A 26,808-nucleotide genomic window follows, 5' to 3' on the forward strand; every position below is an offset into this window, starting at 1 on the left:
GCCTCGCTGCGCCGTTGGGCAGCGAGGCCGGTCGCCTCCACCTCGATGCCCATGCGCAGTTCGAGCACGCGCAGCACCTCGTCGATCGATTCGAGATCGTCGGGCAGCACGGAAAACGTCTTCGGCGGCGGATCCTTGGCGACGAAGGCGCCGAGCCCCTGGCGCGTGGTAATCAGCCCGCGCGCACGCAGCGCCGCCAGCGCCTCGCGCACCACGGTGCGGCTGACGCCTGTGGCAGCAACAATCTCCTGCTCGGTCGGCAGCCGCTGCCCCGGCGCAAGGTCACCGGATTCGATCTGCGCAATCAGCGTGTTGACCAGACCCGTCCGCAGGTTGGGCGCCTGCGGTATGGCGTCGAAAGTCATGGGCTCCGCCATCGGTGGCACTCCGGTTCGATTCTTGTTCGAAGGCCGAATCTTATTCAAAGAATTGCATCGACAGGTGCTCGCCGCAAGGCGACGAAAGTTCGGCCCGCTGGCACGAGCCATGGGAGGATTGCATGAAAGAACGCATCGGCTTCATCGGCCTGGGCAGCATGGGCGCCGGCATGGCCGACAATCTGCTGCGCAAGGGCTGGCCGCTGACGGTGCATGTCCACCGCAGCCGCACCGCCGCAGACCGGCTGATCGCCGCCGGCGCCACCGAAGCGCCAAGCCCGCGCGCGCTCGCCACCGCGAGCGACATCGTCATCCTGTGCGTCACCGGCTCGCACGAGGTCGAAGCGCTGGTCAAAGGCCAGGATGGCCTTGCTGCGGCAGCTAAGCCGTTGCTGATCATCGACTGCTCGACCTCCAACCCGTCATCGACGACAGCGCTTGCCGCCGACCTCGCGGAGCAGGGCATGACGCTGATCGACGCGCCGCTGGCGCGCACGCCCAAGGAAGCCACCGAGGGCAAGCTCGACGTCATGGTCGGCGGTGCGGCCGAAATCGTCGCCCGCGCCCGGCCGGTGCTCGAGGCCTTCGCCGCGCGTGTCGTCCACACCGGCCCGACCGGCAGCGGCCACACCATGAAGCTGCTCAACAATTTCATCTCGATGGGCTATTCCGCGATCTATTCGGAAGCGCTGAGCCTCGGCGCCAAGGCCGGCCTGACGCCGCAGGTCTTCAACAGTGTCATCTCCGGCAGCCGCATGGATTGCGGCTTCTACCAGGCCTTCTTCGATTTCGTCCTCAACCGCAACGAAAACGCCCAGCGCTTCGCCATCGCCAACGCGCTGAAGGATATGACCTATCTCGCCTCCTTCGCCCAGTCCGCCGGCATCGCCAACCCGATCGGCGCGGCGGTGCGCAATGGGTTTGCGATGGCCGTCACGACGGGTCATGGCGAGAAGTTCGTGCCGGCGCTATCGGATATTGTTGCGGGGTTGAACGGGGTTTCGCTGGTGGGGGCGGCGGAGACGTGACAGCGCTGGAGCGATACGGCGCGGCGATTTAGTATTCGAACGCGCAAGCCAACTGCCCATCTGCATCCTTCGCAGTATTACTCGACGCGCCAAAATTCTGTGAACAGTTGGAAAGAGACTGTTTCCAAAAGAGATTCCACCGTTACGGTGCGTCATGTTCATCAAACCGTCAGCTACCGAGCTGAACCAGGTCAATGACTTTCTCGCTGGTGCGAAATCGCTTCAGGGCGGCCCGCCGGAGTGGACCGACTCCACAAGGATAGGGGACAAAGAAGCGAAATGGCCTATTGAGGACGATATCGGGATCGTCAGGGCGCATCTTCGTTTCCGCTTTCGCTTTCCCGAATATCCGTCGATGAGTTTAATCTTTAGGGGGCAGCCCATCTGGCGTGTCGATGTCGCGCAGCCAGATGAGTGTAAGCCAAATCCCCATGACGCCGGGAAGTTCAACTTGCCACCAAGGGTGTGCGGTGTTCATGAGCATGCGTGGTACGACAATGTCGACGCTGTCAGGAACAGTGGCTGGGGTGGTTTGCCATATAGGCGCCCCATAAATGTGCAAGTACGAAAGCTGCCGCAGGTACTTGCCGATTTTTGCGGCCGGGTTAACCTCACATTGTCCCATGATCAGAGATCATTCGATGTGCCTGCACAACGGACAATGCGCCTGGAACAAAAGCCATGACTCTGAGCGACGAAATCGCCGGTCTGCTAGCTGATTACGAGATCCTCAAGGCGACCGAGGAGGGTATTCGTGTGCCCACTCATTGCCTATATCCTTCTTTCGAGCCGGTGGATGTTTTTGTCAGCAAGAAGCGTGATGGTTTCGAAGTCCACGATTCCGGCAACGCATATCGCTCAGCGTGGGCACACGGGCGTGATCCTCGACTGATTGCCAACGTCATGGAAGAGCAGGCGGCGCGCTTCAATCTGACTGAGCGAGGCAATGTCCTTGTGGCTCGTGTTTCAGACAAAGAATGGCTTACGGCGGCTATCCTAGCTGTAGCAAACGCTTCCGCTGCGACCGCGAATGCCGCTGTAGCAAAGTTTGTGGCTGCCGCAGAAACATCTCTCAAGGAGCGGATAGGCCGTATTCTTGAGAAGACAGTCCCGAAGGATATGCCTACGGAGGAGAGATTCAGTTTGCGCGGCAAGAGCGGCAAGCAGCATGTTTTTGATTTTGCGGTTGTAAGGCGTGACGCCGCGCCGATCTTGCTTATTGATGCTGTCGCGCCGCATCATAACTCGATTGCTGCAAAGTACGTCGCGTTTTCCGACGTGAAGGCTGCGCTCAACGAGCCAATTGAACGCTTCGCGGTGTTTGACCGTGCCCTTGAGCACGATGATGCAGCGCTGATGGAACAAGTTGCTGATCTCGTACCCTTGGCATCTTTCGCGCAGGGTACACAGAGAGCGTTGAGCTATGAGCGACATCGCAAAGTGTTATGAAATTCTTCGGCCTCATGCTTGGCGCACTCCACGTCAGTCGCGTCTTTTGCCTTAGCGCGCATCGCTTTGGGTGTCTTCGGCGTACCTTCACACCCTAGCCCGATTGCGCACGGCCTTCTGCAGCCGTGAATGCCGCACCGGAGACGCAACCTCCTGCGCCCGTGACACTGACTCCGCGGCCGCTTCAATCTCAGGCAGATCAGGTGCGCCTCTAGCACCCGCTGGCGCCCACCAGCCCATCCTATCAAACCGCAAGATCGGTCGGGCGCGACATATCCGGAAAGGCCTATCTGGTGTCGCCACGCAGGACGAGACGTCGATGACGCCACTTGAAAACTACCATGCCCGGATGCAGCGGGTGCTGGACCACATAGACCAGCATCTGGACGACGATCTGGGCCTGGAACCGTTGAGTGGCGTCGCGGCGTTCTCGAAATACCATTTCCACCGGCAGTTCACGTCAACCTTCGGCTTGTCCGTGCATCGCTATGTCCAGCTCGCCCGCCTGAAGCGCGCTTCGTACCGGCTTGCCGAGAGCGACGCCCAAAGCGTCACCGACATAGCGATGGATGCCGGCTACGACGCACCGGATGCGTTCGCCCGCGCCTTTCGGCAACGGTTCGGACAATCGCCTTCGTCGTTCCGGAAGTCTCCCGACTGGGGGGCGTGGCTCATGGCCTTCGGGCCGCTCGACAAAGCAAGGACCACGCTCATGCAGATAATCTTCGAACCCGACGACGTGATGATCCGCGATGTGCCGCCGACGCCGGTGGCGATCATGGAGCATCGCGGCGACCGGGCGACGCTCCAGGACACCATCCAGCGCTTCATCGCCTGGCGCAAGGCCGCCGGCCTGTCGCCCGAGACCAGTTCGACCTTCAACATCTTCCGTTCCGAAAGGGAGCCGGCGAACCCGGCCGATTACAGCATGGACATCTGTGCCGGAACCGAGCTGCCGGTAGAGGGTGGGCCGATCGAGGACGCGCAGATGAAGGCCGGAATCATCCCCGGCGGACGCTGCGCGGTGCTGCGCTACCCCGGCAACACCAACAATCTTGAGCCGGCAGCACTTTACCTCTATCGCGAATGGCTTCCGGCCAGCGGCGAGGAGGCGCGCGACTTTCCGGTGTATTGCCAGCGACACTTTTCGTCGAACGGACCGGTGCGCGAAGTGGTGCTTGAGCTGTTTCTGCCGTTGAAATAGCGCGGTGGGGTGGCGGCCTATCTCCGGCCCTGAGCTGGTGAGCCGACGACCGAGTGAAATCTGATATGGCGCTCCCCCACTCCGTCTCGGCTTCGCCGAGCCACCTCTACCCCCACATTCGTGGGGGAGAGGAAACCCAAGCTTTTGAAGGGCTGCGATCTCGGAGATTGGCATTTCCTCATCCCCCATGAAATGGGGGGTCCGAAGGACGGGCGAGACCCGTGGCTCGCCCCGGCAAGGTGGCTCGGCGAAGCCGAGACGGAGTGGGGGTCAGCGCCGCCATAGGCGATTGGCCCAGCGCGCGGACAAGGCAAGGCTATCCCTAAGCCTGCCCGCGCACAGCCTTCCGCAACCGCGAATGCCGCACCGGAGACGCTGCCTCGGGCCCCGGCGCTATCTCCGCAGCTTCCCCATCATGCAACCCCACCCGCAACGCCGCACCCGCCAGGTGGTCGCGCATCGCGGCTTGCGCCCCTTCGGCGTCACCGGCATGGATCGCTCTCAGGATGCGCTCATGCTCGCCGAGCGTGATGCGGGCCATGTCGTCCGACTTTTGCTGGTTGCCGGCGGCGAGAATGCTTTCGCGCACCCGCTCGGACACGAAGACCAGGAATTGGCCCATGTAGGAATTGCGCGTCGCCTCGGCGACGGTGCGGTGGAATTCGAGGTCGCTGCGCAGCCAGGCGACGCTGCCATAGGGGGCGGCGCGCATGCCGGACAGCGCATCGTCCATGGCTTTGAGATCGGCGTCGCTGCGCCGTTTTGCGGCAAGGGCCGCCGCCTGCACTTCGAGGATGCCACGCAGTTCGAACAGATTGCGAAACGAGTCGGCGCGCTGCAGCGTCTCATGGTCGATGGTCAGCACCGTCGGGTTGTTGCTCTCGACCACGAAGGCGCCGCGCCCCTGCTGCGACCAGATTCGGCCTTCCGAGCGCAGCCGCGCGATCGCCTCGCGCACCACGTTGCGGCTGACCCCGAAAGTGGTTGCCAGCGCCGCCTCGGTCGGCAGCTGGTCACCCGGCTTCAGCCGGCCTTGCGCGATCTCGCGCGAGATGGAACTGGCCACCAGAGTGGAGAGGTGTGGGCCGCGATTGACCTTGTCGAGTTTCAGCGTCATCGCTCACCTATAGTCGACGGCGGGTGCGGACGCCAGAATGCGGCCGTTGCTGAGAATGTGGCGCGGGTCGAATGCGTCCTTGATGCCGGCGGCGAGGTCGAGCGTCACCGGATCGATGCGTTCGAGGAACGCCTTCTGCTTGACCCGGCCGATGCCGTGCTCGGCGCTGATAGAGCCGCCATAGCGATCGACGACGGTGAAGATCTCGGCTTCCGCCAGCTCGAACAGATGTTCCATCGCCTCGGTGCCCATGCCTTCCGGCGGCACGACGTTGAGGTGGATGTTGCCGTCGCCGACATGGCCGTAGGTGACGGCCAGCGCGTCGGGCCGGGCTTTCTCCAAGGCGGCCAGCGCATCGGTGACGAAATCGGCAAGCCTGGAGATCGGCACCGACACATCGGTGCGCAGGTAGCGCCCGCCCCTGCCCTGCCGCTCGACCATGATCTCGCGGTAGAGCCACAACCGCTCACCTTGAGCCCTGGTCGAAGCGATGACGCCGTCCTCGACGATGTCCTCGACGCTGCCGAGAAACCCCAGCAGCATGTTGGAGAGGTCGATCAGCCCGCCGGAGGACACCTCGATCAGCACATAGGCCGGGTAAGGCTGGCTGAGCGGATCGGGAAAATCCTTGCCCTCGCGCATGGTGATCTGGATGCCGACGCGCAGGATCAGTTCGAAGGCGGTGAGCAGGTCGCTACAATCGCGCCGGGCGCGGGCATAGAGTGCCATCGCATCCTCGACCGAGCGCAAGCCGACAAGTGCTGTTTCGATCTGCGTCGGCTTGGGAAACAGCTTCAGCGCCACCGCGGTGACGATGCCGAGCGTGCCCTCCGAGCCGATGAAGATCTGCTTCAGATCATAGCCGCGGTTGTCCTTGCGCAGCACTTTCAGCCCGTTCCAGATGCGGCCGTCGGCCAGCACCACTTCGAGGCCAAGCACCAGGTCGCGCGTCATGCCGTAGCGCAGCACGTTGAAGCCGCCGGCATTGGTGGCGACATTGCCGCCGATGCGGCAGCTGCCCTGCGCGCCGAACGTGATCGGCAGCAGGCAGTCGCTCGCTTCGGCGGCGCGCTTGGCGTCCTCGAGAATGCAGCCGGCCTCGACCACGATGGCGAAGTCGATCGGGCTGATCGAGCGAATCTTGTTCATGCGCTCCAGCGAGATGACGATCTCGCCGCCATCCGCCGCCACTGCGGCGCCGACGAGCCCGGTCAGGCCGCCTTGCGGCACGACCGGAATGCGCTCGGCATGGCAGAACCGCATCAGCGCCGACATTTCCTCCACCGAAGAGGGCCGCGCCACCGCCAGCGGCCGGCCGAAATGATCGCCCGACCAATCTCGGCTGTAGCGCGCCAGATCCACTTCCTCGGTCAGCAGCCCGCCATTCGGCAGCAAGCCGGCCAGGGCTGCGATCTGCGATGCGGAGGGTGGCGGCACGGCATTCATGGATTGGCTCTGGGCCCCTCGGCAAAACGGCTGGACAAATACCGGCGTTGTCGTGTTATCATACAACCCTGCTTGAGAACATCAAGCGAGGCTTGCCGCCAAGCGTTCGATGTGGATGATCAGACCCGCAAATCACAGAATTCGGAGGACTTCCCCAATGAGCGACGCCCCGGGATTTCGCTATATGCACACCATGATCAGGGTGCTCGACCTCGACAAGTCGATCGCCTTCTACACCGAGGTGCTCGGCATGACCCTGCTGCGCCGCGACGACTACCCCGGCGGCAAGTTCACCAACGCCTTTGTCGGCTACGGCCCCGAGGACAAGGAAGCCGTCGTCGAGCTGACGCTGAACTGGGGCCGCGAGGAGCCCTACGAGATCGGCACCGGCTTCGGCCATCTGGCGCTCGGCGTCAACGACATCTACGCCGTCTGCGCCGAACTGGAAAAGCGCGGCGCCAAGATCCCGCGCAAGCCCGGCCCGATGCAGCACGGCACCACCCACATCGCTTTCGTCGAAGACCCCGACGGCTACAAGATCGAGCTGATCGGCCTCGACACGATGTGATCCGAGCGGGCCGGACCGCAGCGGCCGCGCGCCGATGCGGTCCCGTCCTGTCCGCGCTTGCCTGGGAGGCGGGATCACTTGATGACCGCGATCTTGCTGCGGTCGATGGTAATGGCGACGGCAGCGATCAGCACCGCGCCGAACACCATATTTTCCAGGAAAATGTTGACGCCGACAAAGGTCATGCCGATGCGCACGATCGAGATGATCAGCGCGCCGACCGCCGTGCGGGCAACGCCGCCGAGCCCGCCGGTGATCGCCGTGCCGCCGACGATGACGGCGGCGATGGCCGGCAGCAGCAGCTGGTTGGCCAGCACTGGCGAGCCGCTCGACAGCCTGGCCGCCAGCACGACGCCGGCGATGGCCGCGAGCATACCCGACGCGGCAAAGGCGATGATCTTGGTGCGGTCGACATTGATGCCCGCCGCCCACGCCGCCGGTTCGCCGGCGCCGACCGCAATCGCCTGGCGGCCGAAGCGCGTGTAGCGCAGCGCCAGAAAGGCGGCGATGCCGATCACCGTCGAAATCAGCACCACCACGGGAATGCCGGCGACAGTGGCGTTGATCCAGGCGGTGTTTTCGCGACCAGCCTCCTCGATGGTGATGGCGCGGCCGCTGGAGACCCATAGCGCAAGGCCGGTGACCACGCCGCCGGTGGCGAGTGTCGCGACGAAGGACGGCACGCGTAGCTTGACGTGAACGACGCCGCTCAACACGCCGAAGGCGAGCCCCGACAGGATCGCCACCGGAAAGGCGGCAAGGCCGAGCGAAGGCAGCAATTGCGCCAGGATGACGCTGGCCAGCGATGCCACCGCCTGGATCGACAAATCGATGCCGCCAAGCAGGATGGCGAAGGTGACGCCGGTCGCCAGGATGAACAGCACGGCGGTGTTGGCAAACAAAAGCGCCACGGTTTCGCCGGTGAGGAAGCCGGGCGCGGCGATCTCGATGATCAGCAGCAGGCCGACCAGCAGGATCAGCGGAATGGCGCCTTGCGTCCACTTGCCTTCGAAAACCCGCCTGATGGAGAACGCTTCATTCATCGGCTCACACCATTGCCCTGAGAAGATCGACCTGGTTCGGCTTGTTGCCCGGACTGGCATCGAAGCGCGCGGTGATTGCACCATCGCGCATCACCAGCACCTGGTGCGACAGGCCGATCGTTTCCTCCAGCGTGTCGGAAATCAAAAGGATCGCCACGCCTTGCGCGGAGAGGTCGCGCACCAATTCGTAGACCTCCTCCTTGGCTCCGACATCGAGCCCGCGTGTGGGATGGTCGAGCACCAGGATGCGCGAGCCCGCCGTCATCCAGCGCGCCAGCACCACCTTCTGCTGGTTGCCGCCGCTGAGCTTGCGGCAGGCGGCATCGGGGCCGGGCGCCTTGATGCGCAGCCGCTTGATCCAGTCGGCGGCAAGCCGGCGCTCCTTGCCATAATCGATGGCGCCATGGCGCATGACGCTGGAGAGATCGGCCAGCGAAATGTTCTCCGCGATCGACAGGAACATCACCAGCCCTTCGAGCCGGCGCTCGCGCGGGACATAGCCGATGCCCTTGCGCACAGCCGGCTCCGGCGAGGAGAAGCGCACGGCATCGCCGGCGATTTTCATCTCGCCGGCATCATGCTGGACGAAGCCGCCAACGGTGCGCGTCACCTCCTCGCGGCCGGAGCCGACGACGCCGGCAATGCCGACAATCTCGCCCGCTCTGATCGAGAGATCGACGCCGTGATAGAAACCGTTGGCGCCAAGCCCCTTGGCCTCGACCATCACGGTATCGCGCGGCGCCAGCTGGCGGGCCTCGCGGTAATATTCGGCCTGCAGGCCGCGCCCGACCATGATCTCGTGCAGCTCAGGCGCGGTGACTTCGGCTGCACGATGTTCGGCAACGACGGCGCCATCCTTCATCGTGTAGACGCGGTCGGAGATATTGAGCACCTCTTCGAGGCGGTGCGAGACGAAGACGAAGCTGGCGCGGGATTTGAGCGACCGCACCCGCGCGAACAGCACCTCGATGTCGGCGGCGTTGAGCACCGAGGTCGGCTCGTCGAGCAGGATCAGCAACTGCCGCTCGACCACTTCCTCCAAGGTCAGCGCCTTGGCGAGCTCGACCATCTGGCGTGCGGCGAAGGTGAGTTCGGAGGTGCGCGCGGTGACGTCGATGTCGATGCCGATCTTGGCCAGTTGCCGCCGCGCCGCCGCGTTCATGGCGCGCCAATTGACGAGGCCGAAGCGGGTGAAGCGGTCCTCTTCGCCGAGATAGATGTTTTCGGCAACCGTCAGGTTCAGCACCAGCGACTGCTCCTGGAACACCATGCCGATGCCATGCCTGGCCGCATCACGGGCGTTGCGCATGCGCAGCTGTTCGCCATCCAGCGTCAGCGAGCCGCTATCCGGCCGGTAGCCGCCGGCCAGCACCCGCATCAGCGTCGACTTGCCGGCGCCGTTCTCGCCGATCAGCCCGACAACTTCATTGGGCCGCACCTCGATTGAGACGTCGCGCAGCGCCTGGACGCCGGGGAAATTCTTGATGATGCTGGACGCCTGCAGCATGGCGTTCACTTGACGATTTTCAGGCGGACACGGTCGAGCGACAGCGCCACCGCGGCGATGATCATCAGACCCTGCACCGTCTGCTGGATGTAGGGCGAGATGCCGAGCAGGATCATGCCATTGGCAAGCACGGTGACGATCAGCACACCGATCAGCGTGTTGACGACGCCGCCCTCGCCGCCGGTCAAAGCGGTGCCGCCGACGACCACTGCGGTGACCGCTGCAAACAGCCTGCCGTCGCCGATGACGGCGTGCGACTGGCCGAGCTGTGCCGCGGCCAGCACGCCGGCAATGCCGAAGAAGAACCCGGCCAGCGCAAAAGCGGTGATGCGCACGCGCACGACATTGACGCCGGAGAGCTTGGCGACATCCTCATCACCGCCGATCGCCAATATGTGGCGGCCGAGCTTGGTGTGATACTGGATGACAGTGGCGAGCAGGAAGGCGCCGAACGCGACCCAGACCGCCACCGGCAGGCCGAGGAAACGGTGCAAGGCCAGGTCGCGGATCGAGGCGTCGTTCAGCTTGATGGCCGTGCCGCCCAGCATATAGACCGACAGGCCGAGGCCGATGAACCACATGCCGAGCGTGCCCATGAAGGACGGGATGCGCAGCATGGTCTGGATGAGACCGCTGACGAAGCCCATGGCGGTGCCGGCGGCGATGGCAGCGAGCACCGCCCACCAGCCATAGTCGTTGCCGTTGCCGTCATTGGCGGCGAGCAGCACAAGCACCATCGCCGCCACCGAAAGCGTGCCTTCGACTGCGAGGTCGATGCTGCCCATCAGGATGATGAAGGTCAGCCCCATCGCCAGCGTCAGCGGCACGGCGGCGGAATTCGCAAGCCGCACCAGATTGCGCAGCTCGATGAAATTGGGGTTGGCAATGGCGATGAGTACGCAGAGTACAATCAGCACCGCCAGCGGCGCCAGGCTGCGCCAGCGCCTGCCGCCCAGGAATGTCGCGATGCGGCCGGGGAACGGTGTCATGGGCGTCGTCCGCTCGATGTCCGAAACGGACTTCAGGGGTTCTGTATGGATTGTCAAGAAACCGCTTCCCGTCTGCTGGTGACAGCCGTCGCGACAAGGGGATCGCGACGGCTGCGGGAGGAAGCGGGCCGCCAGGGAGTTGCAGCCCACTCCGATGGATCAGGTGCGGATTGCTCCGGTGACCCGGCCCCACAGATCGTTCCAGTCGATCTCGGGCTTCGCATCGACATTGGTCTTGTAATATTCCTCGACATTGTCGTGCGAGATCAGCACCGCCTTGCCGTAGAACTCGCGGTGCTCCGGGGGCTCCTTGGTCGGGTCGAACTTGCCGATCTTGGCGTTGTAGCCGATGGCCAGACCCATGCCGCCCTGCCAGAACGGATCCGAAGTGACGGTGCAGGCGAACTCGCCGGTGCGCACCGCATCGACCGCCGTCTTGATGCCGTCGACGCCGACGATCGGCACCTTGCCGGCGAGATTTTCGGCACGCAGCGCTTCCAGTGCACCGGAGCCCATATCGTCATTGGCGGCCCAGATGCCCTTGATGTCGTCGCCGAAGCGGGTGAGCAGATTGCCCATCAGGTCGAAGGCTTCGGTCGACTTCCAGTTGGCGACCTGGAAGTCGAGCAGCTTGATGTCCGGGTTGGCGGCGAGCGCCGCATCGAGGCCCTTCTTGCGTTCGATCGCCGCCGTGGTCGAGATCAGGCCGCCGAGTGCGACGATGCCGCCCTTGCCGCCAATGGTCTTGAACAGGATCTCGGCGATGGTCTTGCCGCTGTCGATGCCGTCGAACTCGATATGCGAGACATAGTTCGGGTTGAAATCCTTCGGGTGCAGATCCCCAGGCTTGTTCCACTGCGTCACCACATAGGCGCCGGCCTTGGCGCAGGCCTCGACGATCGGGCGCGCATCGGGCGTGTCGTTGGGATCGGAATTCAGCACCATGTTGCCGCCGGTCTTGGCCAGCATCGCCTTGATGTCGGCAATGCCCTTCTCGCTGTTGCCTTCCGAAACCAGCGTGACGTGTTCCAGCCCGGCCCATTTGGCATACGCTTCCGCGCCGGTCTTCCACACCGCGTGATAGGGGTTGGACAGCGAGCGGATCGACGTCACCAGCGTCGGCTTGTCCTGCGCGCGCAGCACGCTCGGCATGGCGAGTGCCGCCACGCCGGCGGTGGCGCCCATCATCAGCGTGCGCCGGTTGACCGCAAAATTCTTCGTGTCGTTCATACCTCGAATCCTCCCGATTGAATTCTGTTCCGCCCGGCATCTTGCGCGGGGAGCGCGGCCGGGACCTCCTGGTGAGGGTCGTCAAGCTCCTCCACTTGTACGACAACCCTTCAACACGATAACCATACCCTTTCTCTTGACGTGGCACAAGCGACTTGAGATCGTCGCGCGCAAGAGGAAGGGGCGGTGATTTTCATCGCCCGCCGGAGCATGATCCCTAGAAGTGGGAACCGGTTTTCTCGGACAAATCGGGAAACCGTTTTGTCCGGAGATCATGCTCCAACAAAGAGAACCCGGGAGTGGAAATGACGGATTACATCATTGTCGGCGGCGGTTCGGCTGGCTGCATTCTGGCCGCCCGGCTGAGCGAGGACCCGGACGTGTCCGTCGTGCTGCTCGAGGCCGGTCCGCCCGACACCGACCGCTACATCCATTTGCCGGTCGGCTTCTTCAAGATGACGTCGGGGCCGCTGATCTGGGGTTATGACACCGCGCCCGGCAAGGAGATCGATGGCCGCACCATGGTCTATCCGCAGGCCCGCGTGCTGGGCGGCGGCTCCTCGATCAACGCCCAGGTGTTCACCCGCGGCTGCCCTGAGGATTATGACGGCTGGGCGACTGAGAATGGCTGTGCCGGCTGGAGCTATGCCGACGTGCTGCCCTACTTCGTCCGCTCCGAGGGCAACGACACTTTTGCCGATGCGCAGCACGGCACTGACGGCCCGCTCGGCGTCTCCAGCGGCGCGCCGCATCCGCTGACCCGCATCTTCGTCAAGGCGGCGCAGCAGGCGGGCCTTCCTTTCCGCGCCGACTTCAACGCCGGTGAGCAGGCGGGCGCCGGCTTCTACCAGACGACGACGCGTCGGGGGAAACGCTCGAGCACGGCGGTCGCCTATCTGAAGCCGGCGCTCGGCCGCAAGAATCTGACGCTACGCACCGACGCCTCCGTCAGCCGCATCGTGGTCGAGAACGGCCGCGCCATCGGTGTCGAGATCATCGTCAATGGCCGCACCGAACTGCTCCGCGCCGAGCGCGAAGTCATCGTCGCCGCCGGCGCCATCGGCTCGCCGAAATTGCTGATGCTGTCCGGCATCGGCCCGGCCGTGCATCTCGGCCATCACGGCATCGAGGTGGTCCACGATTCCAAAAACGTCGGCCAGAATCTGCACGATCACATGGACGTCGATGTCGTCGCCGAGCTCAACGGACCGCATGGCATCGACCGTTACAAGAAGAAGCGCTGGCAGGCGGTTGCCGGTCTTGAATATGCGCTGTTCGGCAAGGGGCCGGTGGCCTCCAACATCGTCGAGGCCGGCGGCTTCTGGTGGGGCGACCGCGCGGAGAAGACGCCGGACATCCAGTTCCATTTCCTGCCCGGCGCCGGCGTCGAGGAAGGCATCGGCTCGGTTCCCGGCGGCAATGGCTGCACGCTGAACTCCTACCATGTGCGCCCGCGTTCGCGCGGCAGCGTCACGCTCAAGTCCGCGGACCTGCGCGATGCGCCCATCATCGACCCCAACCCGTTCGCCGAGCGCTATGATCTCGAACGCGCCATCGACGGCATCGAGATCAGCCGCGAAATCCTGTCGCAGCCAGCCTTCGCCAGATACATCAGCCGCGAGCATCTGCCCGGCAAGGCGATGCAGGGGCGCTCAGCACTCGAAGCCTTCGCCCGAGAACATGGCCGCAGCGCCTATCACCCAGTCGGCACCTGCCGGATGGGCGGCGATGCCGACAGCGTCGTCGACCCCGAGCTTCGCGTGCGCGGGCTGCAAGGCCTGCGTGTCTGCGACAGCTCGGTCATGCCAAGCATCGTGTCGTCGAACACCAACGCCGCCGTGGTCATGATTGCGGAGAAGGCTGCGGATCTGATTGCGGGGCGAACGCTGCCGGTGGCGTAAGCAGGACAATCGCATGTGGTGGCGCCACGCGATTGCCCTGCCTTGAGCACCTGTCGCTGAGCGCATAGCACTCGAACCGCACTAAAAACGACAGCCTCCCGCAGCGCCTTCAACCGACGCTTGCGCAACCCACCAACCGACCGGAAACCCCCGGTTGCGGGCTCGTTGCCGACGCCGGCGCGGGGATGTGAAAGCGCTTTTGCGCCAGTTCCGCGATCACACCATATGAACCGATCCAAGCTCTGCTAGCTTGTGGGCGTGGGACGTGTCCCGCTTTGGCCGGTGCTTCAGGCAACCCCATCCCAACCCCCCGCCCCCTGCGGTACCGGCCATCCCCCTCCCCCTTTTGGCAGGCTTCTCGACCTGCCATCCTCAGCCGTCCCTGCCAACTTCGAGGTCGACGACGAGGCCTGATGCGTGGCATGCAAATCAAGACCATCGGCAGCGTATCGAGGGATTTCACATCGGCTGTCTGGACGACGTCCTGGAGAGCGACAGATCGGGGTCGAGCCGCCTCAGCTCCCGGTTAATGGCCGCCAGGCGCTCCGGTTCGCCTTCCGTGTTGCAGACATTGAGAGTAACGACGCGTAAGCGCATCAGCGAACCACCGCCGCGATGCGTTCCAACGTGGTGCGCGAAACGGCTCGGCCATCGGCGCGGTTCGGCTTGCCAAATTCCGCCATGCCGCCCATACACGGCTTGAACAACCGCCCCGAGGGTCCGCGCCCATTTTGCCAAAGGATACTCTCCGATGTCTGTGACGCCGTCCCCCTGGTCAAAGCCGTGACGGCCTCCCTCGCAAGCCTGGGCTGGACGGATTTCTTCGGCGACCAGCTTGAAGCCGATGAGGCAGACCTCGTGCCGACGCGCATCGCCTCGGTGCACCGCGACCGCCTGGCCGGCCTGTCCCGGGCAGGGCCAGTGGATCTGACGCTGCCGGCCAATGCCAACACCGGCGACTACGCCGTCGGCGACTGGGTGCTGGTCGAGCAGCATACACATCTGCTGCTCCGCCGGCTGACCCGCAAGACGGTGCTGGAGCGCCGTACCCAGGGCGGCAGGATCCCGCAGCTGGCCGCGGCCAATGTCGACACGCTGTTCATCGTGACGTCCTGCAATGCCGATTTCAACATCGCCCGGCTCGAGCGCTATTTGGCGCTTGCCAACGAGGCCGGAACGACGCCGGTGATCCTGCTGACCAAGGCCGACACCGCTGACGATGCCGAGGCTTACCAAGGCCAGGCCGCCGCCCTGCAGCGTGGGCTGGCCGTGGTGGTGCTGAACCCGCGCGTCGCCGATGCCGCAGCGGCGCTTGCTCCCTGGTGTGGCGCAGGGCAGACGGTGGCGCTGGTCGGCTCCTCCGGCGTCGGCAAATCGACGCTGGTCAACACGCTGGCCGGATCGGCGCAGCAATCGCCGCAACAGACCGCGGGCATCCGGGAACACGATGCCAAGGGTCGCCACACCACCACGGCGCGGTCGCTGCACCCCATTGCCGGTGGCGGCTGGGTGATCGACACGCCGGGCATGCGCACGCTGCATGTCAGCGACGTCGCATCCGGCATCGACACGCTGTTTGCCGAAATCACCGAGCTCGCACCGCTGTGCAAATTCCGCGACTGCACCCATGTCCACGAACCGGGCTGCGCGGTGCAGGCTGCGTTGAAGGCGGGTACGCTCGACCCTGAGCGCCTTGCCCGCTGGCGCAAGCTGTCGGAGGAAAACCAGGGCAACACGCCGGTTCAGAGCGGCCCGCGCGGCAACAAATCGCCTGCCGGGCGCCCGAAGCGGCGTTGAGCGGATAGGAATTGCGGAACGAGACGTCGGAGGCCCGGCATGTGCCGGGCCTCCCTTTTTTCACTCTCCGCGCATCGTTGCCTGGAAGGTCGGCAGGTGCTTCTTCTGCGCATCCAGCATGCGCTCGCGGTAGACGCCGTAGATGACGTCGGTGTCGTGCAGCGTCACGCCGGCAATGGTCGGCGAGGCGAAGACCGGCAGTTCGATGCCGCGCTTGGCGAGCTGCTCGGCGGTGCGCGCGATCAGCTCATGCGCCAGGATCATGGCAAGCACCGTCGATGAGCCCGACACCGGCCGGCTCCAGCCCTCGACCGGCACGATGGCGTCCTCGATCGGCGAACAGGTGTCGATGACGAGGTCGGCGGCATCCGCCAGCCGCTTGCCGGAGGAGTGCGTCGCCGGCTTGTCCAGATTGTTCTTGCTGGTGACCGCGACGACGAAGATGCCGCGCTTCCTGGCATAGAGCGCGGTGTCGATACCGGACGAGTTGCGGCCGCTATGGCCGAAGATTATGATGGAATCACCCTTGTTGAGCGGCTGGTGGTCGAGGAATTTCTCGGCGTATTTTTCCGTCCGCTCCAGCCACAACAGCTCGCGCACGCCGCCGGCGCCGAGCACATTGTGCCACATCACGCGCGGGTCGGTCAGCGGGTTGAAACCGACATAGCTGCCATAGCGCGGAAACACTTCCTGCACCGGCAGCACCGAATGGCCGGAGCCATAGAGATGCACCAGCCCGCCGCCCTCGAGCGAGTCGGCAAAGTGGCTGGCCGCCTGGCCAAAGGCCTCTTCATTGGCTTTCGCAGCCTGGTCGATGAGGGCGGCGAGACGGTGGATGTAGAGATCGGACACGTGGGTACTCCTGTTTGATGTGTCGGTCTGGAATGGATCAGCTTCTTGGGTTCAGCGGCACGCGTCCGGCGCGCAGCGTCGAGCGGATTTCGTAGCGGTCGCCGCGCATGATCGAGACGGTGAATTCGAACGGGCCGCGCTCGTCGGTGGTGATGCGTTCGACGACGAAGGCCGGGCTGCCGACAGCGAGGTCGAGCAGTTCGGCGTCCGCCGCGCCGACCGCGCCGACCCGGTAGTTCTCCCGCGCGGCCACCGGCACGATGCCGTAATGGCGCTCCAGCGCCTCGTAGAGCGAGCCCTGCAGCAGGCCGGCATCGAGGAAGCCCGGCACGCGCACGGCCGACAGCTGCGCCGTCTGGATGCCGATCGGCTCGTTGTTGCCGAGCCGCAGCCTGCGGATGCGCACCACCGGATCGCCCTCTTCGATCTCCAGCGCGCCGGCAGCCGCCGCGTTGGCGGTGGTCAGGCTGCAGTCGAGCAGACGCGAGCCCGCGACCACGCCCATATTGCCCATCTCCTGGGTGAAGCTGGTCAGTTCGCGCGTGCCGGCGACCAGCGTGGTCGAGCGCACGAACGTGCCGCGGCCATGTTCGCGCCTGAGCAGCCCGGCCTCCTCGAGATTGCGCAGCGCGTGGCGCAGCGTGATACGGCTGACGCCGAACAGGGCGCACAGCCTGTCCTCCGCCGGGATCTGGTCGCCCGTTGCCCATTCGCCGCTCTTGACGATGGCGCGGATCGCCTCTTCGACCTGATACCAGAGCGGCTCCGGCCGTCTGCGGTCCGGCTGCTGAAAGCTTGCTTCGCTCATCGCACCTGCCTCCACCCTTGCCCAACGGCGCCGGCCAGCGCCGCGCCGACGAGGCCGGCGCGGGGACCGAATTTTCCGGGCTTGACGTCGATGCCGCGCAGATGCGGCGGCAGTTGGCGTCGCAGCGCTGCAAGCAGCGGCGGCCGGATCACATCCAGCGCCTCCGCCAAACCACCCGAAATCAGAACCGCTTGCGGATCGAGCAGCGCGACAGCGCCTGCAAGCGCGGTGCCGAGCTGTCGCGCCGGCAGTTCAAGCAAGGTGAGTGCGGCCAGTTCGCCGGCCTGGGCAGCGGCGATCAGCCGGCGGCCGTCGGCAAGGCCGATCTGTCCGGCAAGGGCATCAAGCGCCCGGCCCGACGCGACGCGCTCCAGCCAGCCGCTGCGCTCCTCGCCATGATCTTTGACGTCGGCGCAGGCCCAGCCGAACGAGCAGGCGCCGCCATGCGCGCCGGCAACGATGCGGCCATTGGCCAGCACCGCCGAACCGATGCCGGTGCCGATGGCGAGCAGGATCGCATCCGACATGTTTTTCGCACTGCCTTCGACAGCCTCCGCCAGCAGCGCAATCTGCGCGTCATTGCCGAGCGCTACGCGCAGTTTGGGAAACAGCGGCTGGATATCGACGCCGTCGAGGAACGGCAAGTTGGGGATCCAGCGGCAGATTGAGCCCTCGACCAGACCCGGCACCGCGATACCAAGCGCTGAGACCGACCCGGCCTCAGCGCACAGCGCGTCGATGCGAGCAATGAAGGCATCAAGGGTTGCCGGCGCCGGCTCGCTGCCCCGCGTCTCCAACGCACCGACATCGCCCGTAGATACGCCGGCGCGCAGATTGGTGGCGCCGAGATCGATGGCGAGTACCCGCGTCATCGACCGGACCCTTTGCCGAAGGGGAGCGAGAACAGGCCGCTGCCGGCATTCCACGAATGCGATGCCGCCGCGAAGGCCTGCGCATGGCGCGTGCCGCGCAGGCAGCCGCGCAGCCGGTAGAGCGAACTGTAATAGTCGACATAGGGGAAGCTGCTCAGGCCGCGCGCCAGTTCATACTCCATGACCGCGTCGCGCCAGGCCTCGAACCCGTCGCTGACATCGACGAGATGCTCGGGCCGGAAGCCGTCATCGTCCTCCCAGTTCTCGCCGAACAGCAGCAGTTGCGGCGTATGCGCCGGATGGTCGCTGGCAACGGTCGGCAGTCCGGCGAAGAAGATACCGGTCTTCGTCAAATGCGCGGCGGCGCGATGGTCCTTGTGCCAGCTGCCATGCCAATGGGTGATGACGATCTCGGGTTTCAGCTCGCGAATGATGTCGCCCACTTCGAGCGCCGTCTGATCGTCTGTGGGCAGGAAGCCGTCGCGCAGGCCAAAGCCACGCATGGCGACGCCGAGCCGCTCCGCCGCGCTGCCCGCTTCCTCTTCCTTCTGCACGCAATAATGCGCGGGAACCAGGTACGGATGGCCCTGCTCACCCATGGTCAGATGCAGGAAGGTCACCGTGGCGCCGCGCTTGACGGCAGCAGCCGCCAGCGGCCCGGCCATCACCTCGGCATCGAAGGCGTGCGCGCCGACCACCAGGATCGATTTCGCCGCATAAATCCTGTCTTCGATCATTTCATGCCCCCTCCGGTACCGACGCCTTCGCGAATCTGGCGCGCCAGCAGACAATACATGATCAGGATGGGCGCCATGGATATCGCCAGCGAGGCGAACACCAGGCCCCAGTCGGTGCGGAACTGGCCGACGAAGACGCTGATCGCCAGCGGCACCGTCTTGTAGCGGTCGTCGAAGATGAAGATCAGCGGGAAGAAGAAATCGTTCCACACCGCGATCGCGGTGAAGATTGCCACGATCGACACCGCCGGCTTGACCATCGGCAGGATGATCTGGAACAGGATGCGGACCTCGCCGGCGCCGTCCATGCGCGCCGCCTCGTCCAACTCGGAGGGCAAGACGCGCATGAAATTGGCGAAGATGAAGACGGCGAAGGGAATGCGGATCGCCGAATAGACCAGGATCAGCCCGGTCAGCGAATCCAGCAGGCCGAGATTGCGCATCAGCGTGAACAGTTCGACCGAGGCGAGCCGGATCGGCAGCATGATGCCTGACAGGAACAGGCCGAGCATGATGGCATTCCAGCCGAGTCTGTATCGGCTGAGCGGATAGGCGGCCATCGCCGAGACGACGATGGTGAGGATGACAGCGCCGCCCGTGACGATCAGGCTGTTGATGAAATTCTGGCCGAGATCGGCGCGCGTCCAGGCGTTGACGAAATTATCGAAGGCAAAGCTTTGCGGCAGGCCGAGCCTGTTGTCGTAGATCTCGGCCGTGGTCTTGAAACAGGAGACGATGAGGATGTAGAGCGGCAACAGCACGGCCGCCGTCCAAACGACCAGCACCGTCCAGCCGGGCAGCCGCGCCAGCTGCCGAGAGATGGCCGGTCTTTGCGAAATCGCCAGCGCGCTCATAGCTGCACCGTGCGGCGGTCGAAGAAGCGCAGCATCATGAGCGTGCCGATGCTGAGGATCAAGAACAGCACGGTGCCGAGCGCCAAAGCCAGACCGATATCGGTGATGCCGACAGCACCTTCCGCGCCGAAGGCCAGCCGGTAGAAGTAGGTCACCAGCGTGTCGGTCGAATAGCTCGGATTGCCCTGCACGCCCTGCATGACATAGACGATGTCGAACTGGTTGAAGGTGTTGATGAACGACAGCGTCGTCAGCGTGCCCAGCGCCGGCATCAGCAGCGGCAGCGCGATCGAGAACAGCATGCGCGCATTGCCGGCGCCGTCAAGTTTTGCCGCCTCGAAAATCTGGCCGGAAATCTGCCGCAGACCTGCCGTGTAGATCAGCACCGGCAGGCCCATCCAGTTCCAGGCATCGACGGCGATCAGCATGGCGAGCGCGGTGTGGCTGTTGCCGAGCACGGTCAGGCTGCCCTGGTGCAGGCCAAGCCCGTTCAGCGCCCATTCGACGACGCCGCCCGGTGCCAAAAGCAACCGCCACAGCGCGCCGACGATGACCGGGCTCAGCACCGCCGGAAAGAAGAACACCGACTGGAAGAACGCAGCACCCTTGTCGCGCAGGAACAGCAGCCAGGCGAACAACAGGCCGAGGCCATTTTGGAAGACCATGATGCCGAAGAACCAGGCGGTGTTGTGCCACAGCGCGCCGTAGATCCGCGCGCCGCTGGGGAAAACGAACAGCCTTGAGAAATTCGACAGGCCGGCGAACTCGACCATGCGCAGCCCCTTCCAGACGAAGAAGCTGCCCCACAGCGACATCCCCAGGGGATAGAGGACGAACAGCGCATAGACCGCCAGCGCCGGCAGGATGAACAGCACGGCCATGCGCTGCTGCGTGCGGCGAAGGCTGCTGGTGCGGCGAAGGGTGCTCATGCGCTTTTCTGGTCCGTGAGAGGCCGGCCGCTTTTGCGCCCGGCCACGCCTACTGCTTCGGCTTGAACCAGGTGGCGACCGCGGCCTGCATGTCGGCCGCCAGCTTCTCCGGCGCGATGTTGCCTTCGACCATGTCGATGATCTCCGACTGCAGCACCGAAGACGCCGTCGGCGACTGCCAGCGGAAGCCGACCAGCGTCAGATAGGGCGTCGAATTCTTCGCCATCTCCATCATCGAGGCCAGCACTGGATCCTTCACCGTCACATCCGTGCGGGCCGGCGGCCAGCCGAGCTCGTCGGCGAACATCTGCGCGAACTCTGCCGAAGCCATGAAGCCCAGCACCTTGGTCGCGGCTTCCTTGTTCTGGCTCTCGGAGACCAGGCCATAGGAGCCGTCGGAAAAGGCCGAGGTGTAGAGTTTTGCCCCGGCATCGTCGGCGGGGAACGGGAAGATCGAGAATTTCAGCTTCGGGTTCTGCGCCTTGAAGCTGCCGTTCTCGAACGAACCGCCGAGGAACATCGCCGCCTTGCCGCCGATGAACTGCTGCGTGGCGGTGGTGTAGTCGATGCCGGCGAAGCCGTCGGGGAAATACGGCTTCAGCTCGGCGAAGCGCTTCAGCGCCGCCACATAGCGCGGATCCTGGAAGGTCGCCTTGCCGCTCATCATCTCGTCGTAGAAATCAGGACCATAGATGGTCGGGCCGACCGCGCCGACGGCGATCTCCAGCTCCCAGGCCGAGCCGTTGGCGCCACCGGTGGCGATCGGCGTGATGCCGGCCGCCTTCAGCTTCTCGCAGACAGCGGTGAAATCCTTGTAGGTCTTGGGGATCTCGATGCCCTGGGCGGTGAAAATATCCTGGTTGTAGAAGACGCCCATCATCGGCACCGAGTAGGGCACGCCATAGAGCTTGCCGTCGCTGCGGCCGCGCGCGCCGCCAAGCGCCGCGTCCTCCATGTTCTTCAGCTCCGGCACGCTGTCGTCCAGCGCGTCGAGATAGCCGGCCTCGACGAAGGGCTGCAATTCGCCATAGGCCTTGAGCTGCGCGATGTCGGGCCCGCGCCCGCCGCGCAGCGCCGTGCTCAGCCGGTTCTGGTAGTCGGCATCCGGCGTGAACTGAATGGCGACCTTGATGCCGGGATTCTTCGCCTCGAAGGCATCGAAGATGCGGCGCATCGCCGCCTCGTCCTCGGTGCGCCAGCTCCACAGCGTCACCGTGCTGTCGGCGGCTCGCGCCGGCAATGAGGCAAAGACGCCGGCGCAGGCGGCGGCAAGGCCGCCGATCAGCCTAAGCGCTGCGCGCCGGTGAAGTGAAAGCATGCTCATTGCCAGTCTCCCATTGTTCTCTGTGCTTGGCGTCCCGCGGCGTTCCCGTGCCGTGAGAAGCCATTGGTTCGGCAAAAGTCATTATAACGACATAGCGGTATTCGCAAGAGGTCTGCTGCGCCTCAGGAATGGCGGCGTTTGGCCCCCTCGCGACATTGCAGTACCCGCAACTGTTTGTTATATAACGACAAATACCCACATTCCAGCGCCGCAAAGAAATCTGTGACCGTACCATGTGAGACTTTTTCGCCAGCAAGCCCTTGCGTCGCCGCGCTGACTTGTCATAACCTCATGCGAACCAATAGGGAGGATGAGGAATGTCGTTTGCCTGGACTTCGAAACTGGCACTGGCCGCGGGCCTCGCCATCCTGCCCGCCACCGGCTGGGCGCAATCGGTCAACATCTCCTACCTCACCCACTGGTCGCCGGAGACGGTCGCGCTGCTGGAAGCGGCGGCCAAGGATTATGCCAAGACCAATCCGGATGTCAGCGTCACCGTGCGTGCCGTCCCCTTTGGCGACCTCCTGACCACGCTGCGCTCGCAAGGCGGCGGCGCGGACGGCCCGACGATCGGCGGCATCTACGATCTCTGGTTGCCGGAACTCGCCCGCGACAAGCTGGTCGCGCCCGCCCCCGATGCGGTGGCCAGCGAGGTCATGGCCGCCTGGCCGGCGGGCGTCACCAGCGCCGCCTCGGTCGGCGGCACGCTCTACGGCATCCCCAACGAGATCGATGTCTATGCGCTGAACTATAACAAGGCGCTGTTCAAGCAGGCCGGCATCGCGGCGCCACCCAAGACCTGGGACGAATTCAAGGATGCGGCCAAGAAGCTGACCAACAAGGATGCGGGACAGCAAGGCTTCGGCATGATCAATTCATGGGCCGCCGGCGTCGTCCACCCCTTCTCCTCGCTGCTGGTGTCCAATGGCGGCGACCTGGTCAAGGACGGCAAGCCGGTGCTGGACAGCCCGCAGGCGACCGAGATCTTCCAGTTCTATGAGGACCTGATCAAGTCCGGCGCCAGCGTGCCGGCGATGGCGACCGCAGACGCCAACACCACCGGCCCCTTCCTCGACAATTTCGTCTCCGGCAAGACCGGCATGATCATCATGGCCAATTGGTGGGAGAGCGCACTGAGGGCCGGCATGGGCGACAGATTCGCCGACATTGCAACGGCGCCGCTTCCCGTCGGCCCGAGCGGCGACAAGCCGCATTCGATCTCTTACTCCTGGATGACCGTGGTCAACGCCAATGCAGGTGCGGCCGAGCAGAAGGCGGCGTGGGACTTCCTCGCCTGGCTGAACAATCCAAAGTCCGGCAAGAACGGTGCTTCCGCGATGTCGGATATCCTGATGTCGATGGGCATCCTGCCCTCACGCCTCTCCGATATCGAGGCGCACAAGGACAAGCTCGGCTCGGAATTCCTCTCCGGCTATGTCAGCGTGCTCACCGATGCCAAGCCGTTCCCCGTCGTGCCCGGCGGCCAGGAATTCTCGGAATCGCTGCAGCAGACGCTCGAGGCGTTGCAGTATGGCCAGGTCTCGGCCAAGGATGCGCAGGCGACGGCGCAGGCCGACGCCATTTCGATCCTGGAGCGCGCCGCCAAATAATGATTCAGAGGTACCGTGCCTCGGCGGGCATCATGCTGGCGCCCGCCGTGACGCTGATCGGCATCTTCATCCTGTTGCCGATGCTGCTCACCGTCTGGCTGTCGTTCCAGGACTGGTCGACGCAGACACCGTTTTCCAGCGCCGGCTTTATCGGCCTCGACAATTTCCGCGAGATTTTTGGGGTCTCCTCGGTCGGCCGCGACTTCAAGGCCGCGCTGGCTAACACCGCGATTTACACCGCGCTCTCCGTCATCCTCATCCTGCCGCTGTCGGTGGCCTTTGGGCTGATGGTCTACCAGCGCGATGTCGCCGGCGGCACGGCGCTGCGCACGGTGCTGTTTGCCACCTACATGGTGCCGATGATCGCCGTGGCGCTGGTCTGGTCGAAACTCTATTCGCCGAGCGAAGGCCCGCTCAATCAGATGCTCGGTCTAATCGGCGCGGGACCACAGCCCTTTCTGTCGTCACCGCGCTCGGCGCTGATCTCCATCGTCTTCCTCAATGTCTGGCAGCAGGTCGGCTATTTCACCGTGCTGGCGATCGCCGGGCTGACGCAGATCCAAGGCAGCCTCTACGAGGCGGCGAAGCTCGATGGCGCCAGCCGCTTCGAGCAGTTCCGCTTCATCACCCTGCCGCTGATGCGGCGCACGCTTCTGTTCAGCGCCGTCATCGCCATCATCAACGCCGTGCAGGTGTTCGAGCCGGTTGCCCTGATCACGCAGGGCGGGCCGGTCGGCTCGACCAATGTGCTCACCTACCACATCCGCCGCGTCGGCATCGAGCGTGCGCAGGGTGGACTGGGTTCGGCCATGGCGGTCATGCTGATGCTGTCGCTGATTGTCGTCGTCTGCGCGCTGTTTGCCTTCGCCAACCGGAAGAACGACGAATGAGCGCGGGATCGTCGAGCCGGCTGTCGCGCCGGCGCCCGTCCGGACGCAAGGCGCTGCTGGCGACGCTGATGCTGCTGGTCGCCGTTGCCTCGGCCTTCCCGCTGGTCTGGATGGCGCTGTCGAGTCTCAAGACGCCGGCCGAGAGCATGCAGGTGCCGCCGGTGTGGATCCCCGGCACGCCGAACCTAGACGCCTATGAGAAGGTGTCGGGCGTGGTCAATGTCGGCCGCTCGATGTGGAATTCTCTGGTCATCGCCTCGATCACCACCGCCGGCATTCTGCTGACCAGCATGATGGCCGGCTACGCCTTCGCCAAATACCACTTCCCCGCCAAGTCGCTGCTGTTTTCTCTGCTGATCGCCACCATGTTCCTGCCGCCGATCGTGACGCTGATCCCGCTCTACCGCCTGGTCGGCTCGGTCGGCCTCAACGCCAGCCTCGCCGGCATCATCGTGCCCAATCTCGCCAATGCTTTCGGCATCTTCCTGATGCGCCAGTTCATCTCCGGCGTGCCCGACGAGCTCATCGACGCCGCGCGCATGGACGGCGCCTCGGAGTTCTTGATCCTCTACAAGATCGTCGCGCCCAGCATCGCACCCGCAATCGCGGCTCTGGCCCTCTTCGCCTTCGTCTATCACTGGAACAGCTATCTGTGGCCGCTGACCGTGCTGCAGGGCAATGCCGACGCCTATCCGATCGTCATCAGCTTGAGCCGCTTGCTCAGCTACAACAGAGGTGCGGTCAACACCGGCTTGGTGATGGCCGGCGCGACGCTGGCCGTGCTGCCGCCGCTCATCCTGTTCGTCTTCCTGCAGCGCTTCTTCGTCGATTCCATCGTCGGCTCGGCGATCAAGGGATAGCTCGCCTCACCCGAACCTTGCCGCCGTCCAAGCCCCGCCCGCAGCATTCGACTCCACCGCCGCCGCGACAAACTTCACCCCGCGCGCGCCATCGACGACGTCGGGCACCTGTGCCGCGCGCGCCGGATCAACCGTCCCGCCCGAACGGTGCGCGCGAATGATATCGGCGGCGTCGCGGTAGAAATTGGCGAAGGCCTCGATATAGCCTTCCGGATGCGCCGCCGGCATGCGCGACACGCGTTGGCTTTCCGTCGTCGAGCCATGGCCGCCGCGCACCAGCGTGCGGGTCTCCTCGCCGTAGATGGAGAAGCGCAGTTCTTCCGGCCGGCCGCCCGACCATTCGAGCCCGGCTTTGTCGCCATAGATGCGCACCGAGAGATCATTGTAGTGGCCGGGCGAGGTCTGGCTGGCGAGGATCGTGCCGCGCGCCCCGCCGGTCCAGCGCACCAGCACATGCGCATTGTCGTCGAGCCGGCGTCCCGGCACGGCAGTGAACAGATCGGCCGACACCGCCTCGGCCTCACAGCCGGAGATATAGCTTGCCAGGTTGAAGGCATGCACGCCGATATCGGCCAGCACCGCCGACTGCCCGGCGCGCGCCGGATCGGTGCGCCACTCCGCCTGCTTCTGGCCCTCGGCGTCGATCGGTGTGGTCAGCCAGTCCTGGATGTAGGCGCCATGCACGGACACGATACGGCCAAGCGCGCCCGCCGCCACCATCTCGCGCGCCTGGCGGACCATGGCGTAGCCGGTGTTGTTGAGCGTGACGACGAAGCGACGCTTTTTCTCCCGCGCCAGCGCCACCAGCGCCTCGGCATCGGCCAGCGTGGTCGACAGCGGCTTGTCGCAGATCACGTCGATGCCGGCCTCGAGAAAGGCCGTGGCGATCGGCGCGTGCAGATGGTTGGGCGTGACGATGACCACCGCCTCGATGCCGTCCGGCCGCGCTGCTTCGGCTCGTGCCATGGCGCGATAATCGGCATAGCTGCGCTCGGGCGCGATGCCGATCTCGGCGGCCGAGGCGGCGGCGTTCTCCGGGTCCGACGAGAGCGCGCCGGCGACCAGTACGATCTGGTCGTCCAGGCGCATGGCCAGCCGATGCACGGCGCCGATAAAAGCATTGCGACCGCCGCCGACCATGCCGACCCTGAGCCGCTTGCCCGCCGATCCGTCCGATGTTGCGTAGACCATGTTTCCTCCTGGGAAGACAGTTTTGCCGTCGTCGAGTTCTGTCGCGCCCCCCTCTGTCCTACCGGACATCTCCCCCACGAGGGGGGAGATCAGGCACCACAGCGGCCTTCGCCAATCTCAGACGTCGCAAGAGGGCGCCGAAGGCGAAACTGCCAATCTCCCCACCCGTGGGGGAGATGTCCGGCAGGACAGAGGGGGGCGCCGTAGAGCGCTGCTTTTGACCGC

26 protein-coding genes are annotated in these 26,808 nt (G+C 64.8%); 10 read left to right on the forward strand and 16 right to left on the reverse strand.

The features are described 5' to 3' along the window. A partial coding sequence (locus tag NKI88_RS22065) for a FadR/GntR family transcriptional regulator (protein ID WP_352657180.1) occupies positions 1 to 377 on the reverse strand: 377 nt, incomplete at its 3' end. A gap of 2 nt (positions 378 to 379) precedes the next feature. Between NKI88_RS22065 and NKI88_RS22070 the strand changes: the two genes are divergently transcribed. From NKI88_RS22070 to NKI88_RS22085, 4 genes are all read left to right on the forward strand, one after another. Next, on the forward strand, positions 380 to 1,405 hold the full coding sequence (locus NKI88_RS22070; RefSeq protein ID WP_352657183.1) for an NAD(P)-dependent oxidoreductase: 1,026 nt from the start codon (positions 380 to 382) through the stop codon (positions 1,403 to 1,405). Between the two features lie 154 nt (positions 1,406 to 1,559). After that, positions 1,560 to 2,090 (forward strand): hypothetical protein, encoded by a 531-nt coding sequence (locus tag NKI88_RS22075; RefSeq protein ID WP_023713329.1) that lies wholly within the window; start codon positions 1,560 to 1,562, stop codon positions 2,088 to 2,090. Next, entirely contained in the window at positions 2,087 to 2,854 is a 768-nt protein-coding gene (locus NKI88_RS22080; RefSeq protein WP_023698607.1) for a DUF1829 domain-containing protein, read from the forward strand. The genes NKI88_RS22075 and NKI88_RS22080 overlap by 4 nt, the downstream gene beginning before the upstream one ends. A 319-nt stretch (positions 2,855 to 3,173) precedes the next feature. Further along, entirely contained in the window at positions 3,174 to 4,058 is an 885-nt protein-coding gene (locus tag NKI88_RS22085; protein ID WP_352657187.1) for an AraC family transcriptional regulator, read from the forward strand. A gap of 322 nt (positions 4,059 to 4,380) precedes the next feature. Here the strand turns inward: NKI88_RS22085 and NKI88_RS22090 are convergent, their stop codons facing one another. Together NKI88_RS22090 and NKI88_RS22095 are read right to left on the reverse strand one after the other, a co-directional pair. Next, positions 4,381 to 5,175, reverse strand: a complete 795-nt coding sequence (locus NKI88_RS22090; protein WP_352657189.1) for a FadR/GntR family transcriptional regulator — start codon at positions 5,173 to 5,175, stop codon at positions 4,381 to 4,383. A 3-nt stretch (positions 5,176 to 5,178) separates the two neighbouring features. After that, positions 5,179 to 6,621 (reverse strand): FAD-binding oxidoreductase, encoded by a 1,443-nt coding sequence (locus tag NKI88_RS22095; protein WP_352657191.1) that lies wholly within the window; start codon positions 6,619 to 6,621, stop codon positions 5,179 to 5,181. Positions 6,622 to 6,778: 157 nt separating this feature from the next. Here NKI88_RS22095 and gloA point away from each other — a divergent pair, with 157 nt between their 5' ends. Further along, on the forward strand, positions 6,779 to 7,189 hold the full coding sequence (gloA, locus tag NKI88_RS22100; RefSeq protein WP_019856614.1) for a lactoylglutathione lyase: 411 nt from the start codon (positions 6,779 to 6,781) through the stop codon (positions 7,187 to 7,189). Positions 7,190 to 7,263: 74 nt separating this feature from the next. Here the strand turns inward: gloA and NKI88_RS22105 are convergent, their stop codons facing one another. From NKI88_RS22105 to NKI88_RS22120, 4 genes are all read right to left on the reverse strand, one after another. Then, entirely contained in the window at positions 7,264 to 8,232 is a 969-nt protein-coding gene (locus NKI88_RS22105; protein ID WP_352443876.1) for an ABC transporter permease, read from the reverse strand. Between the two features lie 4 nt (positions 8,233 to 8,236). Further along, positions 8,237 to 9,739 (reverse strand): sugar ABC transporter ATP-binding protein, encoded by a 1,503-nt coding sequence (locus NKI88_RS22110; RefSeq protein WP_352657261.1) that lies wholly within the window; start codon positions 9,737 to 9,739, stop codon positions 8,237 to 8,239. A gap of 5 nt (positions 9,740 to 9,744) precedes the next feature. Continuing rightward, entirely contained in the window at positions 9,745 to 10,785 is a 1,041-nt protein-coding gene (locus NKI88_RS22115) for an ABC transporter permease (RefSeq protein WP_245260942.1), read from the reverse strand. A gap of 102 nt (positions 10,786 to 10,887) precedes the next feature. Then, the gene (locus NKI88_RS22120) at positions 10,888 to 11,958 is read right to left on the reverse strand and encodes a sugar ABC transporter substrate-binding protein (RefSeq protein WP_023683136.1); all 1,071 of its coding nucleotides are present in this window, start codon (positions 11,956 to 11,958) and stop codon (positions 10,888 to 10,890) included. Between the two features lie 305 nt (positions 11,959 to 12,263). Here NKI88_RS22120 and NKI88_RS22125 point away from each other — a divergent pair, with 305 nt between their 5' ends. Beyond that, positions 12,264 to 13,859, forward strand: a complete 1,596-nt coding sequence (locus NKI88_RS22125; protein WP_023704161.1) for a GMC family oxidoreductase — start codon at positions 12,264 to 12,266, stop codon at positions 13,857 to 13,859. Between the two features lie 459 nt (positions 13,860 to 14,318). Here NKI88_RS22125 and NKI88_RS22130 read toward each other — a convergent pair whose 3' ends face one another. Continuing rightward, entirely contained in the window at positions 14,319 to 14,456 is a 138-nt protein-coding gene (locus NKI88_RS22130) for an endonuclease/exonuclease/phosphatase family protein (protein ID WP_023691904.1), read from the reverse strand. Between the two features lie 186 nt (positions 14,457 to 14,642). Here NKI88_RS22130 and rsgA point away from each other — a divergent pair, with 186 nt between their 5' ends. Next, positions 14,643 to 15,656, forward strand: a complete 1,014-nt coding sequence (rsgA, locus tag NKI88_RS22135) for a ribosome small subunit-dependent GTPase A (RefSeq protein ID WP_245261286.1) — start codon at positions 14,643 to 14,645, stop codon at positions 15,654 to 15,656. A 60-nt stretch (positions 15,657 to 15,716) separates the two neighbouring features. On the opposite strand, the gene NKI88_RS22140 is transcribed toward rsgA, so the two are convergent. Genes NKI88_RS22140 through NKI88_RS22170 form a run of 7 tightly spaced genes read right to left on the reverse strand, consistent with a single transcriptional unit; the run spans position 15,717 to position 22,032 of the window. Further along, positions 15,717 to 16,508: a sugar isomerase domain-containing protein gene (locus tag NKI88_RS22140; protein ID WP_023740873.1), complete on the reverse strand. Its 792-nt coding sequence runs from the start codon at positions 16,506 to 16,508 to the stop codon at positions 15,717 to 15,719. A gap of 37 nt (positions 16,509 to 16,545) precedes the next feature. Next, positions 16,546 to 17,316, reverse strand: a complete 771-nt coding sequence (locus tag NKI88_RS22145) for a GntR family transcriptional regulator (RefSeq protein ID WP_023683130.1) — start codon at positions 17,314 to 17,316, stop codon at positions 16,546 to 16,548. After that, a complete protein-coding gene (locus NKI88_RS22150; protein ID WP_352657195.1) occupies positions 17,313 to 18,188 on the reverse strand; it encodes an ROK family protein in 876 nt (291 codons plus the stop codon). Before NKI88_RS22150 ends, NKI88_RS22145 begins: the two co-directional genes overlap by 4 nt. Beyond that, positions 18,185 to 18,925 (reverse strand): PIG-L deacetylase family protein, encoded by a 741-nt coding sequence (locus NKI88_RS22155; protein ID WP_033001899.1) that lies wholly within the window; start codon positions 18,923 to 18,925, stop codon positions 18,185 to 18,187. Before NKI88_RS22155 ends, NKI88_RS22150 begins: the two co-directional genes overlap by 4 nt. After that, the gene (locus tag NKI88_RS22160) at positions 18,922 to 19,779 is read right to left on the reverse strand and encodes a carbohydrate ABC transporter permease (RefSeq protein WP_023831713.1); all 858 of its coding nucleotides are present in this window, start codon (positions 19,777 to 19,779) and stop codon (positions 18,922 to 18,924) included. The genes NKI88_RS22155 and NKI88_RS22160 overlap by 4 nt, the downstream gene beginning before the upstream one ends. Then, a complete protein-coding gene (locus tag NKI88_RS22165) occupies positions 19,776 to 20,708 on the reverse strand; it encodes a carbohydrate ABC transporter permease (protein ID WP_352650423.1) in 933 nt (310 codons plus the stop codon). Before NKI88_RS22165 ends, NKI88_RS22160 begins: the two co-directional genes overlap by 4 nt. 49 nt (positions 20,709 to 20,757) lie before the next feature. Continuing rightward, positions 20,758 to 22,032 (reverse strand): extracellular solute-binding protein, encoded by a 1,275-nt coding sequence (locus tag NKI88_RS22170; RefSeq protein ID WP_352460753.1) that lies wholly within the window; start codon positions 22,030 to 22,032, stop codon positions 20,758 to 20,760. A gap of 317 nt (positions 22,033 to 22,349) precedes the next feature. Here NKI88_RS22170 and NKI88_RS22175 point away from each other — a divergent pair, with 317 nt between their 5' ends. The 3 genes from NKI88_RS22175 to NKI88_RS22185 are packed head-to-tail and all read left to right on the forward strand — an operon-like array spanning position 22,350 to position 25,392. Beyond that, positions 22,350 to 23,642 carry an ABC transporter substrate-binding protein gene (locus NKI88_RS22175; protein WP_352657198.1) on the forward strand — a complete coding sequence of 431 codons (1,293 nt, stop codon included), beginning with the start codon at positions 22,350 to 22,352 and terminating at the stop codon, positions 23,640 to 23,642. Next, complete coding sequence (locus NKI88_RS22180; protein WP_352657201.1) at positions 23,642 to 24,532, forward strand: carbohydrate ABC transporter permease; 891 nt, start codon at positions 23,642 to 23,644, stop codon at positions 24,530 to 24,532. The genes NKI88_RS22175 and NKI88_RS22180 overlap by 1 nt, the downstream gene beginning before the upstream one ends. Next, positions 24,529 to 25,392 carry a carbohydrate ABC transporter permease gene (locus NKI88_RS22185; protein ID WP_352657204.1) on the forward strand — a complete coding sequence of 288 codons (864 nt, stop codon included), beginning with the start codon at positions 24,529 to 24,531 and terminating at the stop codon, positions 25,390 to 25,392. The genes NKI88_RS22180 and NKI88_RS22185 overlap by 4 nt, the downstream gene beginning before the upstream one ends. Before the next feature lie 6 nt (positions 25,393 to 25,398). Here NKI88_RS22185 and NKI88_RS22190 read toward each other — a convergent pair whose 3' ends face one another. Beyond that, entirely contained in the window at positions 25,399 to 26,583 is a 1,185-nt protein-coding gene (locus NKI88_RS22190) for a Gfo/Idh/MocA family protein (RefSeq protein ID WP_352657206.1), read from the reverse strand. Positions 26,584 to 26,808: the final 225 nt, after the last annotated feature.

The organism is Mesorhizobium sp. M0317 (assembly GCF_040321555.1).
Lineage (GTDB): Bacteria > Pseudomonadota > Alphaproteobacteria > Rhizobiales > Rhizobiaceae > Mesorhizobium.